Below are 21,214 nucleotides of genomic sequence, written 5' to 3' on the forward strand. Positions count from 1 at the left end.
CCCCGCGCCAGCACGGGCGCCGCGCGGGGCACGCAAGAGGCGGCCGGGCGGAGGCCCGCTCGGCGCCCGCCGCCGGTCCTCAGGCCCGCCGCTCGGTACGCCGACGCTCCTCCTGCTCGTCGGCGAGGGCGTCGCTGACCGGTTCCATGAGGTCGTCCCCGGGCACCGCCACCTCCTCGGCCCGGTCCTGCTCGTCGGCCCGACCACCGGGCGGCGGCTCGGGCGCCGTGGCCTCGCCGGCGAACCCGTACTCATTCGGCTCGTCATGCCTGCTCATGAGCTCAACCTCCCGGAACGTCCGCTTCCATCACCCACCGTCAACGGCGGTCGGTGATCGTCTTTCCCCGTGCGGGGTGGGGATACTCGCCCGGAAGCGGTCAGGGCCGCCCAGAGCAGCCGCCGCAGCACGATGATCGCCGCGGCCGTGACCAGGTCCACCCAGCCCTGGCTGGCCGTGAGCCGGAGGATGCCGGCGGCGGTGAGGAGGTCCAGGAGCACGCGCAGGGCGGCGCGCCCGGAGCCCGTGCCGACCAGCGCCGCCACCGCCGCCAGGGCGGCGAGCGCCGTGGTGACGGTGACCAGAGCGCGGATCACCGCTCGTCCCGGCCCTGCACCTGACGCTGCTCCTGGCGGATCTCCCGACCGAGGAAGTAGTTGAGCGCCGTCCGGATGGCGGCGACGGCAGCCAACTGGCCGAGCTGGGTGAACGTCGGCGACGCGGCCGTCCGCAGGATGTCCGCCGCGAGCAGGAACTCCAGCCCGAGGGTGAGGAACCGCCCCAGGGAGAGCCGGATCGGGGTGAACACCTCGGCGGTGCGGTGCCGCAACCCCTCGACGACGAAACGCGCCGCCGCCCAGGCCGCGCCGACGAAGATGATGACCGCACCCGCGATCTCCACCGTGGCGACCAGGAACTGGTACCCGTCCCGCAGGATGTCCCCCACCGGCTGGCGTTACCCCGCGAGGCGGCGCCTAGTCGACGCGTCAGGTGAGCTGGCTGACCGCCTCCAGGATCAGCCACAGCCCGCAGATGGCGAAGAGGATCGCGGCGCCGTACTTCACGGTCTTCTCGGGCAGCTTCCGGCCGAGCAGCCGGCCCACGAGGATCGCCAGGGCGTCGGCGGCCACCATGCCGACCGTGGAGCCGATCCACGTGCCGAACCAGCCGTACTGGGTGGCCAGGGTGATGGTGGCCAGCATGGTCTTGTCGCCCAGCTCGGCGAGGAAGAACGCCACCCCGACCGCGACGATCGCCGACTTGCTGCTCTTCTCCGCCTTGCGCCGCTCCTCCTCGGTGAGGGTGTCGCCGCGCAGCGTCCACGCGCCGAAGCCGAGGAACGCGACACCCGCGAGGAGGGAGATCCACTCGGTCGGCAGCGCGGCGCCCAACCCGTAGCCGATCGCCACCGACGCCAGATGCACGACGGCCGTGGCCACGGTGATGCCGATCAACACCGTCAGGGGCTTGAAGCGCGTGGCGAAGGTCAGGGCCATCAGCTGGGACTTGTCGCCCAGCTCGGCGACGAAGATGACGCCGAAGCTGACCACCAGCGCGACGAGGAAACCTTCCATGACATCCTTCCGGATCAGGCCGGGAGGAGGTACGGGGCGCCCTCGACCCGGCTGCACAGCCTGGGTCGAAGGTCTCGCCCGCCCCGTCGAAACGGGGCCGCGTGGCCGGGTGCGGAACGCACCAGTGTGTCGACCACGACATTGGGGGCTACTCCCCTTCGCGTGGTCCACCCTAACCGTTCACCCCCGCCGGATCCCGGCGGGGGTGAACGATGTCACCGGGTCAGTCCGCCCGGGCGAGGGTGACGCCGAACAGGCCCGCGGGGTCGGTCCAGAAGTCGTGGGCGGTGAAGCCCGCCGCGGCCAGCTCCGCCGCGATCCCCTCGGGCCGGAACTTCGCCGAGACCTCGGTCCGCAGCTCTTCCCCGGCGGCGAACGTCACGTCCAGATCGAGCACGTGTACGCGCATCGGCTGCAGCGCCCGCAACCGCATCTCGATCCACTCCCGCTCCGGGTCCCACCGTGCGACGTGGCAGAAGGCCTCCGGGTCGAAGTCGGCGCCCAGCTCCCGGTTGACCACCCGCAGCACGTTGCGGTTGAACTCGGCGGTCACCCCGGCCGCGTCGTCGTACGCCGGCACGATGACCGCCGGGTCCTTGACCAGGTCGGTGCCGACGAGCAGCCAGTCCCCGGGCTCCAGGGCGGCGCGCATCTGGCTCAGGAACTCCGCGCGCTCGGCCGGCAGCAGGTTGCCGATCGTGCCGCCGAGGAACACCACGAGCCGCCGGCCACCGACCGGCATCCGGTCGAGGTGCTGGGTGAAGTCGCCGACGATGCCACGGACCCGGAGGCCCGGGTAGTCGGCGGCGATTTCGGCGGTGGACTGCCGCAGGGCGCTCACCGACACGTCCAGCGGTACGAAGGTGCCCAGGTCGCCGTGTCGGGTGAACGCGTCCAGCAGCAGCCGGGTCTTCTCCGAGGAGCCCGAGCCCAACTCGATCAGCGTCTTGGCTCCGGTGACGGCGGCGATGTCGCCGGCCCGTTCGGCGAGCACCGCGCGCTCGGCCCGGGTCGGGTAGTACTCCGGCAACCGGGTGATCTCCTCGAAGAGCTGGCTGCCCCGGGCGTCGTAGAACCACTTCGGGGGCAACCACTTCTCCTCGGCGGTCAGCCCGGTGCGGACGTCCTCCCGCAGACTGCGTCCCAGGTCCTGCTCCTCGAGGTGGATCTCCAACGGCTCGGCGCCCATGTCTGCCCTTCCTGTCGAGGTGTCTCGGCCGGCGGTCACGCCTCCGCCAGGGCGCGGACCCGCGCCCCGGTGGCGGTGGCCTCCACCAGTTGCCCGTCCGGCACTTCCTGCCAGCCGGGGTCGTCGTCGTGCGGTTCCGACGCCAGCAGCACCGACGCCGGCGTCGTGCGGATCGACAGCGCGTGCCCGGCCACGCTCGCCACCACCGTGTGCCCGTCGGTGAGCAGCAGGTTGAGCCGTGACCCGGGCGCCGCCCGGGCCACCGAGATGACCGTGTCGGCGACGGCCCGGGCCGGCTCGATCCCGGACCGCAACCGGTGCCGGACCAGCGCCCACAGCAGCGCCGAGTCGGTGGACGCGTCGAGGGTGAGCAGGTCGCGGACGGGTAGGGCGCCGGCGAGCGGGACCACGCTGTCCGGCCAGCCCCGCACCACGCCGTTGTGGCTGAACAGCCAGCGCCCCTCGGCGAACGGCGCGGCGGCCGAGTCCAGCACCGCCATGCCGACCGTCGCCGACCGCACCGCCGCGAGCACCGCGCCGGCGGACGTCACGCCGGCGAGCTGCGCGATCGTCGGGTCGCTCCAGATCGGCTGGGCCCGCCGGTAGCGAACCGGCTCGCCGTCGCCCGGGTACCAGCCCACGCCGAAGCCGTCGGCGTTGATCGTCCCGCCGCCGCGCATGTCGCGCGGCGCCCAGGACTGGCGCACCAGCGAGTACGGCGGATCGAACAGCAGCTCCCGCAGGGCGACCGGGGGCCCGAGGTACGCCAGGTGGCGGCACATCAGGCGCCCGCCCTCAGCGGCTCGCCTCTCACCCGTGGGCCTCCTCGGCGGTGGCGTCACGGGCGCAGCGGAACCCGCTGAAGATCTGCCGCCGGATCGGGTAGTCCCAGTTGCGGAACGTGCCCCGGCAGGCCGACCGGTCGGTGCCGAACGACCCGCCGCGCAGCACCCGGTAGTCGTCGCCGAAGAAGACCTCCGAGTACTCCCGGTACGGGAAGGCGGTGAAGCCGGGATGGCCGCGGAAGGTCGTCGACGTCCACTCCCAGACGTCGCCCATGAGCTGGTGGACGCCCAACGGCGACGCCCCGGCCGGGTACGCACCGACCGGCGCCGGCCAGAGGTGCCGCTGGCCCAGGTTGGCGTGGTCGGCCGTCGGGTCCTCGTCGCCCCAGGGGTAGCGGCGGGAGCGGCCGGTCGCCGGGTCCCAGCGGGCCGCCTTCTCCCACTCCACCTCGCTGGGCAGCCGCTTGCCGGCCCAGGCGGCGTAGGCCTCCGCCTCGTGGAAGCAGACGTGCACCACCGGCTCGTCGGTGCGGACCGGGGACCAGCGGCCGAAGCGACGGTACGCCCAACCGTCACCATCGCGGGCCCAGTGCATCGGGGCGGTCAGCCCCGCCTCCTGTCGGTGCGCCCACCCGGCCGGGCTCCACCAGCGGGGGTCGTCGTAGCCGCCGTCGGCGATGAACGCCGCGTACGCGCCGTTGGTGACCGGCGCCGCGTCGATCACGTACGCCGGCAGGTGCACCCGGTGCGCGGGTCGCTCGTTGTCCAGCGCCCACGGATCGGTGTCGGTGCCCATGGTGAACTCGCCGGCCGGGATCAGCACCTCCCCGCCGATCCGGGCCCGTGGCTCGGGCGGGGGCGGGGCGTCCAGCACGGCCGGGCCGGAGCGCAGCTGGTGGGTGGCGAGCATGGTCTCGTCGTGCTGCTGCTCGTGCTGGACGATCATGCCGAAGGCGAACCCGTCGGCGACCAGCGGCCGGTCGGTGAACGGAATTCGGTCGAGCAGGTCGTGGACCTTGTCCCGGACGGTCGTCACGTACGCGCGGGCCTCGGACGGCGGCAGCAGCGGCAGGGCCGGCCGGTCCTTGCGGGGCTGCTTGAAGGCGTCGTAGAGGTCGTCGATGTCCTGCCGGACCGGCGGGCGGCCGCCGACATCGCGCACCAGCCAGAGCTCCTCCTGGTTGCCCACATGGGCGAGGTCCCACACGAGCGGGGACATCAGGGGCGAGTGCTGCCGCACCAGGTCCGCGTCGTCGACCGCGTCGGTCAGCGCGGCGGTGCGGGCGCGGGTGCGAGCCAACTCCGCCGCGATCCGCCCCCGCAACGCCTCCCCGTCCCGCCGGTCCATGGTCGTCTCCGTCACCGCTGCCTCCTCCCGGCGGCCGTGCGCCGCCGCCGTACGCCTCGGTCGATCTCGTCGTGCAGCGCCGCCGGCAGCCCCAGTCGGGGCAGCGCGGCGAGCGCCAGGTCGAACAGGTCGGCGGCGGCGGCCGCGAGGCCCGGGTCGCGCAGGCCATGCCGGGCCGCGGCGGACCACCGATGGGCCTGCGGGCCGGCGAGGGCCCTGGCCGCACGGGTGGTGGCCGGGTCGGCCAGCAGGGCGGCGACCACCGTCACCGGCACGGACCACGCCCGCCCCGGCTGCGCGTCGAGGTAACGCAGCTCCAGGTAGCCGCGTGGGCGCACCGGCGGGAACAGCGTGCTCACGTGGTAGTCGAGGTCGTCGGTGGTCGGCGGCCGGGGCAGCGCGCCGGCGAGCCAGTCGGCGAAGGTGACGCCGGCCGGCGGCGTCCAGTCCGGACCGGCGGCGCGCAGGCAGAGCAGCGGCGCCGCGAGCACGTACGTCGCCCAGCTCGCCACCGGGTCCGCGTCGCCCTGCTCCGGCGTCCAGACGGGGCGCGTGCGCGCCGGGTCGATGGCGAGCCAGGCGGCCATCCGGGCCGACGCCCAGCCGGTGGGGCGCCCGGCGTGGCGGCCGGCGGTGGCGAAGGCGGCGAGCAGGGGCGGACCGATCGCGTGCACGGTGGCCCACCGGTCCGGGATCTGGTCCGCCTCGCCGGCGTCGAGGCAGACCTGGAGCCCGGCGGTGCTGTACATCATCGTGCGCCCGGCGGGACCGCGCCGGTCGAACACGCGGCGCATCGCCCGGTATCGCGGGGTTTCCACCATCGCGCGTGGCGGCCGGTGCGGATCGATGCCGTTGCGGCCGAGAACCAGCCCGGCCGGTGCGAGACGTGCCGACAACTGGGCGATGTCGGCGTCCGTCGCGTCGACGAGTGCGGCGATCGAGGTGCGTGGTGGGGTGGAGAGCTCCACCTGCCCGCCCGGCTCGACGGTCACGGTGCTGCCGTGCCGGAGCTGCTGGGCGGGGCTCGTGCTGTCCAATGTGTGGGGGCAGTGCGGCCCCAGCGCGGCCCGCAGTCGGTCGGCCTCGACCGGGCGGGCGGGGTCGACGGCGTCGTGCACCGTCCACTCCAGCTCGACTCCGACATGGCGGGGTGGGCCGGTCTTGAAGCAGATCCGGGCGAGGTGCACTGCGGCCGCGGCGGACGATGACAGGACGGTTGCCCGATCCACCTCCGGAGACGTCACCACAGGTTCGGCCTCCTTCGCCGCGCCGACGTCCGATCGGTGCCACCGTAACGCGACCCACCGACATCGGTAGGCGCCGGCGGGCCGACCTCTTTCTGTCTAGCAGACGAACGTCCCGTGTCCGGCGTAAACGCGAACGGGGTTCAGGGGGTGGCCGACGCCGCCGGTGTCGGCGTCGGCCTGGGCTCCTTCGTCTTCGCCGGCGCGGGCTCGCCGACCCGCTCCTCGCAGTAGTCGGTCACCTGCGCGCGGCCGCCGGCGGCGGTGACGAGGTCCGCGAAGCCGGGCGTGTCGAGCGCCTTCTCCCGCTGGGCCGGCGACCTCGCCAGGTACGCGCGGCACTGCCCGTCCATCTGCTCGGCCCGCTCCGGGGGTGACGGTGAGCCGGGGCCGGTCGTGGGAGCCCCGGTGGTGGGCGCCGGCGGGCCGGACGGCGTCCCGCTCGGCGCGCCGGTGGTGGCACCACCGCCCGGGGTGCCACCGGGACCGTCGGTCGCGCCCGGATCGCTCGCGGCGGTGGTCGGGGTCGGGCGCGGTGGCGGGTTGTCGGGGCGGTCGATGGCGACGGCGGCGAACGCGACACCGGCGGTCGCGGTGACGGTCACCCCGGCGGCCCAGGCGACCACGCCGGCGGTGACCGGTCGGCGCCGCCGCGACGGCTCCGGGGTACGGGTCGGGGCGGCACGGGCGGCGCGGAAGGCGGCCAGAGCGGCCTCCTCGCCGGCGAGTTCGTCGGGCCGCCCCGGGGCGGCCGCGGCGGACAGGAGCCGGGCCAACGGTTCCGTGCCGGCAGTCGGGACGGCATCGGGCGCGGCGTCGAGGAGCCGGTCGAGCGCGGCCCGGTCGGCCCGCGCGGAGCGGCGGAAGAACATCCTGATTCCCCTCACGTCAACCGTCCGCCGGTTCGGTGTGCGGCGCCTGCCGCCGTCGCGCGTCTCGGGGACGGGGTGGGGTCGCATCGTCGGCGGCGGTCGCCGGGGCGTCCGCGGCGCGGCGCTCCATCAGCGCGGCGAGCCGGCGCAGCCCCCGGTGCGCCGCCGTCCGGACCGCGCCGGGGCGCCGGCCGAGCACCCGTCCGGCCGTGTCGGCGTCCAGGCCGAGGACGGCCCGGAGGAGGACCGCCTCCGCCTCCCGGGGCGGCAGCGTGCCGATCAGCGCGAGGGCCGCCTCGGTGCCGATCGACTCGCCGGCCCGTTCGGCCGTGTCCGCGTCGCCGGCCAGGTCGGTCAACGCCTGCACGGGCACGGGCAGCGAGGGACGGCGGCGCTGCCGGCGCAGGTGGTCCATCGCCCGGTTCCGGGCGATGGTGACCGTCCAGGCACGGAACTCGCCGCCGGTGAAGGCGGGCAGGTCGCGGGAGACCTGCAGCCATGTCTCGGAGGCGACGTCCTCGGCGTCCGCCCCGACCATGGCGGCCAGGTAGCGCAGGAGACCGGGCTGGAGGCTGCGGTAGAGGAAACGGAAGGCCTGCTCGTCTCCGGCCTGCGCCGCGACGACGGCTTCGTTCAGCTCACCGGTCACGCCGCCCGCTTCCGTTCGGCCGCATCGGGCCGGCACACGCCCACGGGCGCGACCTCAACCCGGCCCGGCAGCCGGACCTGATCCCGCACCCTCAGCCCCCCGCTGACCTGATCACGCCAGGGCCGCGACGGCCCGACCATTTCGCATGGGCTCCACCAGGACGGCCCGGCCGTCGGCATTCCCCGCCGCCGGCGTCGCGTGGGCCCGAGTCGGGCCAACGCTAGGAGTCGAGGGCCGATCGGACAAGTCGCCCGAGGCGAGGAAAAGAGTGAGAATAATCAACACGTTCAGGCGGCGTGTCGCCGTAACGTTATGGCCCCGATGGACGCTGCACCCACCGCCAGGCCGGACGATCGGGGTTTTTGCCCAGCGCACGGCACGAGTGACCGAGGCCGACCACACGGCGTAACCGGCTGATGACAGCGCACCGGAGCCGGGCCTTCACCGGGCGCTGCGCGATCGCCGGCGGGGCTGGCGGCGCCGGCCCGCCTCGACGAGCCGACCGCTCCCACTCTGGGTACGGTAGTGCCGTGTTGTCTTCGGGGGTCGTGCTCAGCGGTCGGTACCGCCTGGACGAACGTGTCGCCACCGGCGGCATGGGTGACGTCTGGCAGGGCACCGACCTGGTCCTGGGCCGGCAGGTGGCGGTCAAGGTGCTGCTGCCCGCGCTCGTCTCCGATCCCGACTTCATCGCCCGGTTCCGGGCGGAGGCGCGGATCATGGCCGCGCTGCGGCACCCGGGCATCGTCCAGGTCTTCGACTACGGCGAGGACCAGCTCGACGACGGCAGCCGCGCCGACTACCTGGTCATGGAGTTCGTCACCGGCGAGCCGCTGTCGCGGCGGATCGAGGCCGCCGGCCGGCTCGACGTGGCCGAGACGATGTCGATCGTGGCGCAGGTGGCGCAGGCACTGCACGCCGCGCACAAGAACGGAATCGTGCACCGCGACGTCAAGCCGAGCAACCTGCTGGTGCAGGAGGACGGCAGTGTCGTGCTGGTCGACTTCGGGGTGGCCCGCTCGACCAACGTGACCAGCATCACCAGCACCAACGCGGTCCCGGGCACCGCGCTCTACATGGCGCCCGAGCAGGCCGCCGGTCGACCGGTCTCCGGGGCCACCGACATCTACGCGCTGGGCGCGGTGGCGTACTGCTGCCTCAGCGGCAGCCCGCCGTTCACCGGCGACAATCCGCTCCAGGTCGCCGTCCGGCATCTCGACGACGAACCCCCGGAGCTGCCCCACGACATCCCCGAGGCCGTGCGGGCGCTGGTCGCCCGGGCCCTGGTCAAGGACCCGGCGGGCCGGTTCAGCAGCGGCGCGGCCATGGCCGCCGCGGCCCGTGCCGCCGTGTCGGATCCGTCGGCGGCGACCGCGCTGGTCCCCGCGGCAGGCGCGACGGCACTGCGTGACGCCGGACCGACCACCCGCGCCGACGTGCCCGTGGCCGCGGCACCAGGGCGCCGGCGCGGGCGCGGCCCCCTGGTGGGCGCGGCCACCGCCGTGCTGGTGGCGGTCGCCGGTCTGGCCACGGCGCTGGGCATCAGCGGGGCGGCGGATGCTCCGGCGGGGGTCAAGGTGCCGGAGGCCACGACGTCGGCGGACGACGGCGCCAGTGACGAGGCGGTGCCGGCGGTGCCGGCGGAGACCAGTTCCGTTCCAGAGCGCCCCTACCGGCCGACCGGGTCCACCAAGCGTCCGTCGCCGTCGGTGACCGCGACGCCCTCGGGCGAGCCCAGCCCCACGGCCGAGCAGCCGGCCACCCCGGCCCCGACGTCGGACCCGGCGACGCCCGATCCGGGCACCACCACGTCGGCCCCGGGGACGCCCCCCACCACGCCGGCGGACACGAACCCGACCACCACGCCGCCGCCGAACCCGGTCGCCTGACCCGGCGGTGCCGCCTCGTGACGGCACCGCCGATCAGGTTTCCCGCCGTGCCGGACCACGGTGCCGGCGTCACTGGGCGCCGAGCGCCTCCACCACCGGCCGGGACAGCGCCCGGCGGGCCGGCAGCACCGAGGCGGCCAGCGCGGCGACCACCGCCACACCGAGGATCAGCCCGAGCTGGTCCAGCGGCAGCACCAGCGAGAACCCGCCGCTGATCCGGCTCAGCAGGGCCATCGCCGCCGCGCTCACGGCGGTGCCCAGGCCCACCCCGAGCACGGCGCCCACCAGCGCGGTCAGCACCGCCTCGACGGCGAGCATCGCCCGCATCCGCCCCCGGGTCAGCCCGACCGCGCGCAGCACGGCGTTCTCCCGGGTCCGTTCGACCACCGACAGGGACAGCGTGTTGGCGACGCCGACCAGCGCGATCACCACGGCGAGGCCGAGCAGACCGGTGACGATCGCGAGCAGCATGTCGACCGTGCCGGTGAGCATCTTCTTGTACGCGCCCTGGTCCATGACGTTGACCGTCGGGTACCGCAGGACGACCGCCTCGATCGCTGCCCGCGCCCGGTCGGGCGTGATCCCGTCGCCCGGGTCGATCTCGGCGAGGACTCCCCGCTCGTCCGGGAAGAGGGCGGTGAAGTCAGCGTCGACCACTTGGACCACGTGGCCGGCCGGCACCGGGCTGCCGCCGAAGGCCGGCCCGTCGTCGGTGACCACCGCGGCCACCCGCAGCGGCCGGTCCCGCACGGTGATGGTGGTGCCGACCGTCCACCCCCGCACCTCGGCGAGTTCCCGGCCGACGAGCGCCGTGCCCGGCCCGAGCCGGTCCGGATCACCGGCGAGCACACCGGTCAGCGTCCGGCCCACCAGCGCGGGATGCGCGGCCCGTACCTCCACATCCGACCACAGCGCGCTGCGCTTCTCGTGGACCACCGCGAGTTCCGGCCGTGCCCGCAGCTCGTCCACGACCGCGGCCGGCAGCGGGCCGCCGATGCCGGTGACCAGCCAGTCCACGCCGATCTCGGCGTCCACGCTGCGCTCGATACCCGCCTTGGTGCTGTGTGCACCGACCACGAACGCGGAAACCAGGCCGATGCCGATCACCAGTGCGGTCGCGGTCGCCGCGATCCGGCGCGGGTTGCGGACCGCGTTCGCCACCGCGAGACCGGCGGTCGCCCCGAACAGCCGGCGCGCCGGCAGGCCGAACGCCCGGACCAGAGCGGGGACCAGCACCGGTCCGAACAGGACGATGCCGAAAAAGGCGAGCACCCCGCCCACGGCCACCAGCGGCACCTGGACCGCCGGGGCGGCGGCGACCAGCGCGGCGATCCCGGCAGCGAGGACCAGAGCGCCGGCGGCCAGCCGCAGCCGCCCGGCCCGCCGGGTCGGCTGCACCGCAGCGTCGGTCAGCGCGGCCACCGGCGCCACCCGGGTGCCCCGCCAGGCCGGCGCGAGGGCGGCGCCCACCGTGACGGCCGTGCCCAGGGCCAGGCCCGCCAGCACCGTGGGCACGGTGACGGTCAGCCCGCCGGGGACGGGCGCGTCGAGCCGGGACATGAGCTGGTTCAGGCCACCCGCCAGGCCCGCCCCCAGCAGCACGCCGACCGCCGACGCGGCCAGCCCGACCACGGCGGCCTCCAGAACCCCGGCCCGGAACAGCTGACCGCGGGTGGCCCCGACCAGCCGCAGCAGCGCGGTCCGGCGGGTCCGCTGGGCCAGGACGATCGCGAACATGTTCGCGATGACGAACGCGGACACCACCACCGCCACCGCGGCGAAGGTGAGCAGGACCAGGTTGAACTGCTCCAGATCGCGTACGGCGTCCTCGACCGCCTCGTCGAGGATCCGGGTCCGCGTCTTCACGGTGGTACCGGCGCCCGCAGCCGCGGCCACCGCGTCCGTCAGGCCCGTGCCGTCGCCTCCGGCCCGGGCGGCGACGAGGATGCGGTCGTAGCCGCGCTGCCCGGTCACGGCGAGCGCGTCCGCTCCGACCAGGCCGATGAACGGGCCGCCGACGTCCCGGGAGGTGCCGGCCACGTCGACGGTCCCGACCAGGGTGTACGGGCGGGCCGCGCCCCCCGCGCCGCCGACGCGGACCGGGGCGCCGATGGTGAAGCCCTCCTCGGCCACGGTCGGCGCGTCGAGGACCACCTCGCCGGGGCGGTCCGGCAGCCGGCCGGCGACCACGTCGTACGAGCGCAGCGCCGGGTCGGTGGGGATCGCGGCGAGGACCACGTACCCGAGCACGGGCCGGTCGTCCGTGCCGACGATCCCGCCGGAGCCGAGCAGTTCCCGTTGCGACTCATGATGCTTTGGTGAGCGGCCGAGTCGCAGTCCCGCCTTGCGGTGGGACGGTCCCGGTCTGACCCGCCTGGGCGGTGCCGGGTTGACGCTTCACTGCCGCCGGCCCGCCGGGGCGGGTCTTACGGCCGGCTCCACGTCCGTTTACGGTCTCCGGACCACTCCCGGCGACCACGAGCTGTGCGAGGTTACGTGCGGCGTTGAGATCCCGGTCCAGGGTCATGCCGCACGTGTGGCAGGTGAAGGTTCGGGTCCGCAGGGTCAGCTTGGGTTTCACCGCCGCGCAGCCGGAACAGGTTTGGAGGAGGGGTACCACCGGTCGGCGGTCACGAGCTGGCCGCCGTTCCAGGTGGTCTTGTAGGCCAGTTGTCGACGGATCTCGCCGAACCCACAGTCGGCCACCGATCGGGCCAGCCGGCGGTTGCGCAGCATGCCGGCCACGTTGAGGTCTTCGACTACGACGGCGCCGTACTCCCCGGCCAGCCGGCTGGTCAGCTTGTGCAGTCCGTCGCGGCGTAGGTTCGCCACCCTGGCGTGCGCTCGGGTCAGCTGCGTCGACGTCCGCTTTCACCGCTGTGAGGCGGTGGCGCGACGTCGGGTGACCGGGTCGTAAGGCCCCAGCCGGCGGGCCAGGGTGCGCCCGAGCCGGCGCAGCCGGCGTCGGGCTGCGTCCAGGTGGCGGGGGTTGGGCTCGACGTCGCCGGTAGAAAGCACCGCGAGGTGTTGAATCCCGACGTCGACACCCACCACCGCGTTCAGTCTGTTCGGCCGTCGGGAGGTCCGCTCGACTTCGCAGGTGAATGCCACGTGCCAGCGGCCACCCTCGCGCCGCGCCGTGGCCGACAGGATCCGGGCGGTACCGTTGTCGAGCCGGCGGGCCAGCTTGCGAGCCGACTCGTGCAGCTTCAACCGCCCCAGCCGAGGCAGGGGTCACGTGCTTGCGGTCGGGCTCGACCCGGATGACCCCGGTGGTGAACCGCACCGACGGGGTGGTGCGGCGCTTCGTCTTGCGTCGGGGAAATCCGACCGGGCGCCCGGCCCGCTTACCCGTACGGGAGTCGGACCAGTTCTTCACGGCGCGAGCCAGGTTGTCCAGGCCGGTGTTGAACGCCTCTTTCGAGCACTCCCGCCACCACGGCGCCACCTCGTCCTTGACCTGGTTCCACGCGCGACGCAGCGCCGGCAGCGTCCAGTCAATGCTCGGGGTGAGCTGATCGCCGGGAATGTCGTAGGAGCGTTCGGCGGCCCGCTGGTCCATGACCGCCTTCACCCGCTCCAGCGCCCAGTTGTGGGCCTTACGCGCCGCACCGGCGTGACGAGCCAGGTCCCGCTCCTGCCCGGGGGTGAGGTCCAGGGCGAACCGGTACGCCTGAATGACCCTCAACCGATCCCGGTGCTCCACGCCCGACACGATAACCACCCGGTCCGACACTCACCCCGCATCCACCAAAGCCACACCCCACCGCAACACGCCCCGAGGCGGGTGAGGCCGCGGGCGGTGACCGCGACACCGGCGGTGGCGTGCGCGGGAGGTGCGACGGGCATCTGTGCTCCCCGTGAGTCGGAACCAGGAACAGCTCCGACGCTATGGGCGCAGCCGGCCGGCACGCGTCCGCCCGCGCGCTCGATCCCGCTGCGCCCCGGGGCGGGACGGGGGGACCGGCGGGTACGACCTGAGGCGTACGGCGGGTCAGCCTCCGGGCGTGACGAGCCCGCTCTCGTACGCCAGCACCACCGCCTGGACCCGGTCCCGGAGCTGGAGCTTCGCCAGGATCCGGCCGACGTGGGTCTTCACCGTCGCCTCGGCGACGTGCATCCGGTTGGCGATCTCCCCGTTGGACAGACCCTGTGCCACCAGCAGCAGGACCTCCCGTTCCCGGTCGGTGAGCTGCGCCAAGCGCGGGTCCTCGGCCGGGCCGGGCCCGAACTGGCCGGCGAACCGGTCGAGCAGGCGGCGGGTGATCGACGGCGCCACGACCGAGTCGCCCTGGGCGACCACCCGGATCGCGGCGAGCAGGTCCTCGGGCGGGACGTTCTTGAGCAGGAACCCGCTCGCGCCGGCCTGCAACGCGGCGAACGCGTCGGCCTCGGTGTCGAAGGTCGTCAGCACCAGCACCCGCGGCGGTCCGGGGGGCCGGCCGGCGCAGAGCCGGCGGGTGGCCTCCACCCCGTCCATGGTGGGCATCCGCAGGTCCATCACCACGACGTCGGCCTCGACGCGGGCCAGGACGCGCAGGGCGTCGGCGCCGTCGATGGCCTCGCCGACCACCTCGAGGTCGGGCTGGGAGTCCAGCACCATGCGGAAGCCGGCCCGGACCAGCGCCTGGTCGTCGACGATCACCACGCGGACGGTCACGCCGCCACCTCGCTCCGCTCGGCGGCGGCGCGACGTGCCACGGTGCTGTGCCTGATGGTTCGCTCGCTCACGCCGCCACCGCCTCGGTCGTCGGGGTCGACGGCAGCGGCAGCCGTACCTGGACCTGCCAGCCGCCGGCGAGGCGGGGGCCAGCGGTGAGCCGGCCGTCGTACACGCCGACCCGCTCCCGCATGCCGACCAGGCCGTGCCCGCCGGACGGCGCGGGCCGCACCGGCGGCCGGCCGCGGCCGTCGTCGACGACCCGAACGGCGACGGTGTCGGCGGCGTGTTCCAGGGTGACCTCGACGGTCGCGCCGACCCCGGCGTGCTTGAGCGCGTTCGTGAGCCCCTCCTGCACCACCCGGTAGACGGTCAGCTCGAGGCCGGGCGGCAGGGACGCGGGCTCGCCGGTGACGGTCCAGCGCACCCGCAGGCCGGCGTCGGAGAACCGGTCCAGCAGCGCGGGCAGCTCAGCGAGGACCGGCTGGCGGTGCTCCGGCTCGACCACCCCGGCGCCGTCCGCCGCGCCGGGCGCCGCAGCCGTCTCCGGCGGGCTCGGCTCCCGGAGTACGCCGACCAGCCGTCGCATCTCCTCGAGGGCCTGGCGGCCGGTGTCAGCGACCACCTTCACGGCGGCTCGGGCGGTCGCCGGATCCCGGTCCATCATGAAGCGGGCGCCGTCGGCCTGGACGATCATTACGGCCATGCTGTGCGCGACCACGTCGTGCAACTCGCGGGCGATGCGGGCCCGCTCCCCCGCCACGGCGGCCCGCGCCTCGGCCTCCCGCTCGCGCTCCAGGGTCGCGGCGCGCTCCTCCAGGGTGAGCACGTAGAGCCGGCGGGTGCGCACGTTGAGCCCGACCAGCCAGACCGCGCCGGTCACCAGGCCGAAGTAGAGGGCGCTGGCCCACCACGCGGGGCCCTCGGTCTGGAGGGCGGCCAGCACCACGCCGACGGCCGCGACCACGCCGGCCAGCACGCCGTCGCGGAGTCGCTCGGCGTACTTGACCACGCTGTAGAGGGCGACGAGCACCGCAATGTCGTACGCCAGCGGCCCCCACCCGGCGACGACCTGGCCCAGGGCGAGCGCCGCCACGACGGCGGCGACGGCCGACGGGTGGGTACGGCGGAACAGCAGCGCCACGGCCATCGCGACCCCGACCAGGGTGGCCTTCCAGCCGCCGGGCTGCGCCACCACCCCGGCGACGGCGAAGAGCGCCACCGCGCCGGAGACGAAGATGTCGAAGGCGACGCTGCGCAGGGGGCGGCCGAAGATCGTGCGGTTCACGGTCACCCAGCGTACGTGCCCGGGGCGGGGCGGCGGCCGGGCCCGTCCGGAGCCGCTGTCGTGGATCATGGTCGCGGGCGGCGGCGCCAGCGCGCTGGCCGGTGTGACGACCGCCAGGGCTGGGGAACGCCGGGTGGTAACGCGTCGCGTGGCGACGGCGAGGTCACCGCGAACGTACGCATCGACAGGGCCCCTCCCATGTGAACTGGATCACATCGATGGATTTCGGTGGCCAGTAGGGTGTGGACAGTCGAATCCCCCTTACGAAGGGCTCGCCGATGGTCAATTCATCCCCACCGCTAACCAGGCGGTTCCAGGTCGTCAGCCTGACCGCCGTCGGTCTGCTCATCGCCAGCGTCGCGATCGCCCCGCCCGGTAACGCCCAGGTGGCACCACAGTCGGCACCGGGCGCCGCGGCCATCATCCCCGGAGTGGACGAGGTCGTCAGCAGCCCCAACCTGCGGCAGGTCGCCAACGTGCCCAAGCAGGCCCCGCTGACCGCCACCAACAGCGACATCGCCTTCCAGGGCACGTACGCCTTCGTCGGCAACTACAACGGCTTCGTCATCTACGACATCGCCCGCCCCAGCGCGCCGTCCGTGGTCTCGCAGGTGCTCTGCCCCGGCTCGCAGAACGACATCTCGGTCTACGGCAACCTGCTCTTCCTCTCCACCGACTCCTCGCGCAGCGACGACTCCTGCACCAGCGTGGCGCAGTCCGCGACGATCAAGGAGTCGTGGGAGGGCATCAAGGTCTTCGACATCAGTGACAAGACCAGCCCCCGCTACGTCGCGGCGGTCGAGACCGACTGCGGCTCGCACACCCACACCCTCGTCCCGGCCAAGGACGGCGCCTCGGTCTACCTGTACGTGTCGTCGTACTTCCCCTCGGACGACTACCCCGACTGCCAGCCGCCGCACGACTCCATCTCGATCGTCAAGGTGCCGCTGAGCACCCCGGCCGACGCGGCGGTGGTGGCCACGCCGAACCTCTTCCCCGATGGCGGCTACAAGGGTTCCAACACCACGGCGACCAGCGGCTGCCACGACATCACCGTCTACCCGGCGAAGGAGCTGGCCGCCGGGGCCTGCATGGGCGACGGCATCCTGATGGACATCTCCGACCGGGAGGCGCCGCGGATGATCGAACGGGTCCGCGACACGAGGAACTTCGCCTTCTGGCACTCGGCGACCTTCAACAACAGCGGCACCAAGGTGGTCTTCACCGACGAGTTGGGCGGTGGCGTCGGGGCGACCTGCAACGAGAAGGTCGGGCCGAGCAAGGGCGCGGACGCCATCTACGACATTGTCAGCGGGAAGCTGGTCTTCCGCAGCTACTACAAGATCCCGCGGCCCAACGCGGACACGGAGAACTGCGTCGCCCACAACGGCTCGCTGATCCCCGTGCCCGGCCGCGACATCATGGTCCAGTCCTGGTACCAGGGCGGCGTCTCGGTCTGGGACTTCACCGACTCCGCCAACCCCAGGGAGATCGGCTACTGGGAGCGGGGCCCGGCCTCCGCGTCCCAACTGACCTTCGGCGGCACCTGGTCGGCGTACTGGTACAACGGCCACATCTACTCGAGCGACCAGAAGGGCCTCGACGTGCTGGAGATCGACGAGCAGTCGATCCCCGGCGCGAAGGCGAGGCACGTCAACCGGCTCAACGCGCAGACCCAGTACGCGTACCGGGACTGACCGAACGGCACACCGGGCCCGACCCCCTTTCCGGGGGGTCGGGCCCGCTCATGTGCTGAGGCGGCGGTGACGTCCCACCCGCCCGGCCGGCCCATCCCGGGCGGCGGAGGTCAGGAGGCGAGCAGCTCCCGCATCCGGTTGATCTCGACGTTCTGCTCCACCGCGACCGAGTTCGCGAATTCCAGGAGCAGGGGCTCCGCACCGACCTTCAGCAGGTTGGTGGCCATCTCGACGGCGCCGGCGTGGTGGTCGCTCATCATCTGCACGAAGAGCCGGTCGAAGTCGGCGCCCCGGGCGTCGGCGAGCCGCCGCATCGCCTCGGGCGACTGCATGCCGCGCATGGTCCCGTGATCGTGCCCGCCGACCTCGGCCGGAAGCCCCCGGGCCTGCAGCCAGCTGCGCAGGTAGTCGATCTCCGGCCGCTGACCGGCCCGGATGCGCTCGGCCAGCGCCTTGATCTGGGGGTCGGCGGCCCGCTCCGGGGCCAACGCGGCCATCTCCAGGGCCTGCTCGTGGTGCGGGATCATCATCCGCACGAACCAGGTGTCCATCGTGTTGTGCGGCGGTGAGGCGGTCGCCCGCACGTCCTCGGCGGGCCGGACCTGCGCGGACTCGCCCGGCCGGCCAGGAACGACGACCGACGGGCCATCAGTGCTGCTCGATGCGGTCGCGGCCTGCGGGGAAGGTCGCGTCCGGTCCGTGTCGGACCCCGACCGGAGCACCGCGACAGCCACGATCAGTAGCAGCGCCACAATTGTGACGGCGGCCAGCACCCATCTGCCTCGCACGGTCATCCGATACCCCCTGGAGGTCGAGGTCGTGGCCGATCGTATCCATTGGCGACGGACGCGAAATGTGATCTGCTTCACATAGAAGTTGCTCTAGCAAACAGTAGTGTGACGTGAATCATCATCCCCTTCCGGAGGGACTCGCCGATGATCCAAATCTCCATACCAAGACCGGCGCGACGCCGCCTGGCCGGCGTCGCCGCCACCGGTCTCCTCGTGGCCACCGTCGCGGGCGCCCCGGCCGGCGCCCAGGCGGCGCCGGACGACGTCGCGGCCGAGCAGACGGCCACTATGGAGGCTGTCACCGCCCAGCTCGCCGTGGACGAGATCTCCAGCAGCTCCAACATGCGGCTGATCGCGAACCTGCCGAAGCAGGCTCCGTTCGACACCGTCCCGGCGTTCGGCACCGACATCGCCTTCCAGGGGCCGTTCGCGTACGTCGGCAACTACGAAGGTTTCACCATCTACAACATCGCGAACCCGGCCGCGCCGAAGATCATGTCGACGGTGCACTGCCCGGGCTCGCAGAACGACATCTCCGTCCACGGCAACCTGCTCTTCCTCTCCACCGACGAGTCGCGCAGCAACGACAGCTGCAACAGCGTTCCGCAGACCGCGACGAAGCCGGAGTCGTGGGAGGGCATCAAGATTTTCGACATCAGCAACCCGGTGAAGCCGGAGTACGTCAAGGCGGTCGAGACGAACTGCGGCTCGCACACCCACACCTTGGTGCCGGCCAAGGACAAGGAGTCGGTCTACCTTTACGTCTCCTCGTACCGCCCGTTGGTCACCCTCCCGGACTGTCAGCCGCCGCACGACGCGATCTCGATCGTCAAGGTGCCGGTGAAGTCGCCGACCGACGCGGCCGTGGTGGCCGTGCCGAACCTCTTCCCCGACGGCGGGTACACCACCACCAGCGGCTGCCACGACATCACGGTGTTCCCGGAGAAGGACCTGGCCGCCGGTGCCTGCATGGGTGACGGCATCCTGATGGACATCTCCGACCGGGAGGCGCCCAAGGTCGTCCACTCGGTGCGGGACACGGCGAACTTCGCCTTCTGGCACTCGGCGACGTTCAACAACACCGGCACCAAGGTCGTCTTCACCGACGAGCTCGGTGGCGGCAGCGGGCCGACCTGCAACCCGACCATCGGGCCGAAGCGCGGTGCGGACGCCATCTACGACATCGTGGACGGCAATCTGGTCTTCCGCAGCTACTTCAAGATCCCGCGGGAGAACGCCAGCACCGAGAACTGCGTCGCCCACAACGGCTCGCTGATCCCGGTGCCCGGCCGCGACATCATGGTCCAGGCCTGGTACCAGGGCGGTATCTCGGTCTGGGACTTCACCGACTCGGCCAACCCCACGGAGATCGGCTTCTGGGAGCGGGGCCCGCTCTCGGCCACCCAGCGGATCCTCGGCGGTTCCTGGTCGGCGTACTACTACAACGGACACATCTACTCGAGCGACATCCAGAAGGGCTTCGACGTCATCGAGATCGACGAAGAGTCGATCCCGGGCGCGAAGACGCACCACTACACGCGGCTCAACGTCCAGACCCAGCCGAGCTACTGACGTTCCGGCGGAGCTGACCGGAGCACCCGGGCCCGGCCTTCCCTGCGAAGGCCGGGCCCGGTCGCGTCCGGGATCTATCGATGGCGGTCAGTCGACGGTAAGGTGTGACCCAGTCATCATCCCCTTGCGAAGGGCGCCGCCGATGATCAGATCAACGACGCCGCGGTCCCGCCGGCTCGCCATCCTGAGCCTGGCCACGGCCGGCCTCCTCGTCGCCAGCGCACTCGCCGCCGCACCGGGCAGCGCCACGGTGGCGGCCGCCCCGTCCGGCACCGTCGCCACCGCGGACACCATCCCCGGGGTCGACGAGATCCGGAGCAGCCCCAACCTGAAGCAGGTCGCCAACATGCCGAAGGTGGCGCCGCTCGACGCCACGAACAGCGACCTCGCCTTCCAGGGCCGGTACGCGTTCGCCGGCAACTACAACGGCTTCGTCGTCTACGACATCTCGACGCCGACCGCACCGACCGTCGTGTCGCGCGTGCTCTGCCCCGGGTCGCAGAACGACATCTCCGTCCACGGTGACCTGCTCTTCCTCTCCACCGACTCGCCGCGCAGCGACGACTCGTGCGCCAGCACGGGTGTCCTGCCGACCGAGACGCGGTGGGAGGGCATCAAGATCTTCGACATCAGCGACAAGACCAATCCCCGCTACGTCAAGAGCGTGCAGACCGCCTGCGGCTCCCACACGCACACTCTGGTGCCCGGCAAGGACCGCCGCACCGTGTACGTGTACGTATCGTCGTACGGGCCGTCGGACACGTACGTCGGCTGCCCGCGGCCACACGACTCCATCTCGATCGTCAAGGTGCCGGTGAAGTCGCCCACCGACGCGGCAGTGGTGGCCGTGCCGAACCTGTTCCCCGACGGCGGCTTCGAGGGCGTGCCGGGGCAGAAGACGCCGACCAGCGGCTGCCACGACATCACCGTCTACCCGTCGAAGAACCTGGCCGCCGGCGCCTGCATGGGTGACGGCATCCTGATGGACATCTCGAACCGGGAGGCCCCCCGGGTCATCAACCGCGTCCGGGACACAGTGAACTTCGCGTTCTGGCACTCGGCCACGTTCAACAACGCCGGCACGAAGGTGGTCTTCACCGACGAGTTGGGCGGCGGCGTCGGCGCCACCTGCAACGAGGCCGTCGGCCCGACCCGGGGTGCCGACGCCGTCTACGACATCGTCGGGCGCGGTGACAACCGCACGATGGTCTTCCGCAGCTACTTCAAGATCCCGCGGCCCAACGCCGACACCGAGAACTGCGTGGCGCACAACGGCTCGCTGATTCCCGTGCTCGGCCGCGACGTCATGGTCCAGTCCTGGTACCAGGGCGGCGTCTCGGTCTGGGACTTCACCGACTCGGCCAACCCCAAGGAGATCGCCTACTGGGAGCGGGGTCCGCTGTCCGACACCCAGCCCACCTTCGGCGGCACCTGGTCGGCGTACTGGTACAACGGGCACATCTACTCGAATGACCAGAAAGGTCTGGACGTCCTCAAGCTCACCGACTGGCGCACCTGGACGGCGAACCTGGTCCGCTACCGCGAGCTGAACGTGCAGACCCAGCCCAGCTACCTGGGCGGCTAGTGCTGTGACCACGAACGTTTGCGGTGTTGGGTGACACGCCGTCCGGCTTGCCTGCCAGGCGGCGTCGTGGCGG

Annotated in this window: 18 protein-coding genes and 2 pseudogenes; 4 read left to right on the forward strand and 16 right to left on the reverse strand. The window is 72.9% G+C overall.

The annotated features are described in order from the left end of the window. Positions 1-79: 79 nt before the first annotated feature. The 10 genes from ACTMS0_RS22410 to ACTMS0_RS22455 all read right to left on the reverse strand — a co-directional run bounded on the left by ACTMS0_RS22410 (position 80) and on the right by ACTMS0_RS22455 (position 7,659). Positions 80-277 carry a hypothetical protein gene (locus ACTMS0_RS22410; protein ID WP_441157211.1) on the reverse strand — a complete coding sequence of 66 codons (198 nt, stop codon included), beginning with the start codon at positions 275-277 and terminating at the stop codon, positions 80-82. After that, a complete protein-coding gene (locus ACTMS0_RS22415) occupies positions 274-594 on the reverse strand; it encodes a hypothetical protein (RefSeq protein WP_441157212.1) in 321 nt (106 codons plus the stop codon). Before ACTMS0_RS22415 ends, ACTMS0_RS22410 begins: the two co-directional genes overlap by 4 nt. Beyond that, on the reverse strand, positions 591-944 hold the full coding sequence (locus ACTMS0_RS22420) for a DUF1622 domain-containing protein (protein WP_441157213.1): 354 nt from the start codon (positions 942-944) through the stop codon (positions 591-593). The genes ACTMS0_RS22415 and ACTMS0_RS22420 overlap by 4 nt, the downstream gene beginning before the upstream one ends. Before the next feature lie 40 nt (positions 945-984). Beyond that, positions 985-1,572, reverse strand: a complete 588-nt coding sequence (locus ACTMS0_RS22425; protein WP_441157214.1) for a TMEM165/GDT1 family protein — start codon at positions 1,570-1,572, stop codon at positions 985-987. Between the two features lie 223 nt (positions 1,573-1,795). Next, on the reverse strand, positions 1,796-2,761 hold the full coding sequence (egtD, locus tag ACTMS0_RS22430; protein ID WP_441157215.1) for an L-histidine N(alpha)-methyltransferase: 966 nt from the start codon (positions 2,759-2,761) through the stop codon (positions 1,796-1,798). A gap of 35 nt (positions 2,762-2,796) precedes the next feature. Beyond that, on the reverse strand, positions 2,797-3,543 hold the full coding sequence (gene egtC, locus ACTMS0_RS22435; protein WP_441157216.1) for an ergothioneine biosynthesis protein EgtC: 747 nt from the start codon (positions 3,541-3,543) through the stop codon (positions 2,797-2,799). 28 nt (positions 3,544-3,571) lie between these two features. After that, positions 3,572-4,909 (reverse strand): ergothioneine biosynthesis protein EgtB, encoded by a 1,338-nt coding sequence (gene egtB, locus ACTMS0_RS22440; RefSeq protein WP_441157217.1) that lies wholly within the window; start codon positions 4,907-4,909, stop codon positions 3,572-3,574. Then, entirely contained in the window at positions 4,906-6,141 is a 1,236-nt protein-coding gene (gene egtA / locus ACTMS0_RS22445; RefSeq protein WP_441157218.1) for an ergothioneine biosynthesis glutamate--cysteine ligase EgtA, read from the reverse strand. The genes egtB and egtA overlap by 4 nt, the downstream gene beginning before the upstream one ends. A 140-nt stretch (positions 6,142-6,281) precedes the next feature. Next, positions 6,282-7,025 carry a hypothetical protein gene (locus tag ACTMS0_RS22450; RefSeq protein ID WP_441157219.1) on the reverse strand — a complete coding sequence of 248 codons (744 nt, stop codon included), beginning with the start codon at positions 7,023-7,025 and terminating at the stop codon, positions 6,282-6,284. A 1-nt stretch (position 7,026) separates the two neighbouring features. Continuing rightward, positions 7,027-7,659, reverse strand: a complete 633-nt coding sequence (locus ACTMS0_RS22455; protein ID WP_441157220.1) for an RNA polymerase sigma factor — start codon at positions 7,657-7,659, stop codon at positions 7,027-7,029. 530 nt (positions 7,660-8,189) lie between these two features. Here ACTMS0_RS22455 and ACTMS0_RS22460 point away from each other — a divergent pair. Beyond that, complete coding sequence (locus ACTMS0_RS22460; RefSeq protein WP_441157222.1) at positions 8,190-9,548, forward strand: protein kinase domain-containing protein; 1,359 nt, start codon at positions 8,190-8,192, stop codon at positions 9,546-9,548. 69 nt (positions 9,549-9,617) lie between these two features. Here the strand turns inward: ACTMS0_RS22460 and ACTMS0_RS22465 are convergent, their stop codons facing one another. The 5 genes and pseudogenes from ACTMS0_RS22465 to ACTMS0_RS22485 form a co-directional block, all read right to left on the reverse strand. Continuing rightward, positions 9,618-11,798: an ABC transporter permease gene (locus ACTMS0_RS22465; protein WP_441157223.1), complete on the reverse strand. Its 2,181-nt coding sequence runs from the start codon at positions 11,796-11,798 to the stop codon at positions 9,618-9,620. A gap of 55 nt (positions 11,799-11,853) precedes the next feature. Then, positions 11,854-12,659: pseudogene (locus ACTMS0_RS22470) on the reverse strand (RNA-guided endonuclease TnpB family protein). Positions 12,660-13,128: 469 nt separating this feature from the next. After that, positions 13,129-13,284: pseudogene (locus ACTMS0_RS22475) on the reverse strand (helix-turn-helix domain-containing protein); the annotation flags it as partial. Between the two features lie 258 nt (positions 13,285-13,542). Next, positions 13,543-14,208, reverse strand: coding sequence for a response regulator (locus ACTMS0_RS22480; protein ID WP_441157224.1), 666 nt, complete (start codon positions 14,206-14,208; stop codon positions 13,543-13,545). A 67-nt stretch (positions 14,209-14,275) separates the two neighbouring features. Next, on the reverse strand, positions 14,276-15,502 hold the full coding sequence (locus ACTMS0_RS22485) for a sensor histidine kinase (RefSeq protein WP_441157225.1): 1,227 nt from the start codon (positions 15,500-15,502) through the stop codon (positions 14,276-14,278). A gap of 272 nt (positions 15,503-15,774) precedes the next feature. On the opposite strand from ACTMS0_RS22485, the gene ACTMS0_RS22490 reads away from it, so the two are divergent. Further along, positions 15,775-17,193 (forward strand): LVIVD repeat-containing protein, encoded by a 1,419-nt coding sequence (locus tag ACTMS0_RS22490; protein ID WP_441157226.1) that lies wholly within the window; start codon positions 15,775-15,777, stop codon positions 17,191-17,193. A gap of 110 nt (positions 17,194-17,303) precedes the next feature. Here the strand turns inward: ACTMS0_RS22490 and ACTMS0_RS22495 are convergent, their stop codons facing one another. Next, positions 17,304-17,987, reverse strand: coding sequence for a DUF305 domain-containing protein (locus ACTMS0_RS22495; RefSeq protein ID WP_441157227.1), 684 nt, complete (start codon positions 17,985-17,987; stop codon positions 17,304-17,306). 141 nt (positions 17,988-18,128) lie between these two features. Between ACTMS0_RS22495 and ACTMS0_RS22500 the strand changes: the two genes are divergently transcribed. Beyond that, entirely contained in the window at positions 18,129-19,556 is a 1,428-nt protein-coding gene (locus tag ACTMS0_RS22500) for an LVIVD repeat-containing protein (protein ID WP_441157228.1), read from the forward strand. A 142-nt stretch (positions 19,557-19,698) separates the two neighbouring features. Then, on the forward strand, positions 19,699-21,141 hold the full coding sequence (locus tag ACTMS0_RS22505; RefSeq protein WP_441157229.1) for an LVIVD repeat-containing protein: 1,443 nt from the start codon (positions 19,699-19,701) through the stop codon (positions 21,139-21,141). The last annotated feature ends 73 nt before the right edge of the window (positions 21,142-21,214 follow it).

Origin of the sequence: Micromonospora sp. H33 (assembly GCF_052068455.1) — a bacterium.
Classification (GTDB): domain Bacteria; phylum Actinomycetota; class Actinomycetes; order Mycobacteriales; family Micromonosporaceae; genus Micromonospora.

Excerpts from the sequence above, each read along its gene's own strand:
- ACTMS0_RS22410 (WP_441157211.1), bottom strand. The coding sequence starts at position 277 with ATGAGCAGGCATGACGAGCCGAATGAGTACGGGTTCGCCGGCGAGGCC.
- ACTMS0_RS22425 (WP_441157214.1), bottom strand. The coding sequence starts at position 1,572 with ATGGAAGGTTTCCTCGTCGCGCTGGTGGTCAGCTTCGGCGTCATCTTC.
- egtD (WP_441157215.1), bottom strand. The coding sequence starts at position 2,761 with ATGGGCGCCGAGCCGTTGGAGATCCACCTCGAGGAGCAGGACCTGGGA.
- egtC (WP_441157216.1), bottom strand. The coding sequence starts at position 3,543 with ATGTGCCGCCACCTGGCGTACCTCGGGCCCCCGGTCGCCCTGCGGGAG.
- ACTMS0_RS22490 (WP_441157226.1), top strand. The coding sequence starts at position 15,775 with ATGGTCAATTCATCCCCACCGCTAACCAGGCGGTTCCAGGTCGTCAGC.
- ACTMS0_RS22495 (WP_441157227.1), bottom strand. The coding sequence starts at position 17,987 with ATGACCGTGCGAGGCAGATGGGTGCTGGCCGCCGTCACAATTGTGGCG.
- ACTMS0_RS22500 (WP_441157228.1), top strand. The coding sequence starts at position 18,129 with ATGATCCAAATCTCCATACCAAGACCGGCGCGACGCCGCCTGGCCGGC.
- ACTMS0_RS22505 (WP_441157229.1), top strand. The coding sequence starts at position 19,699 with ATGATCAGATCAACGACGCCGCGGTCCCGCCGGCTCGCCATCCTGAGC.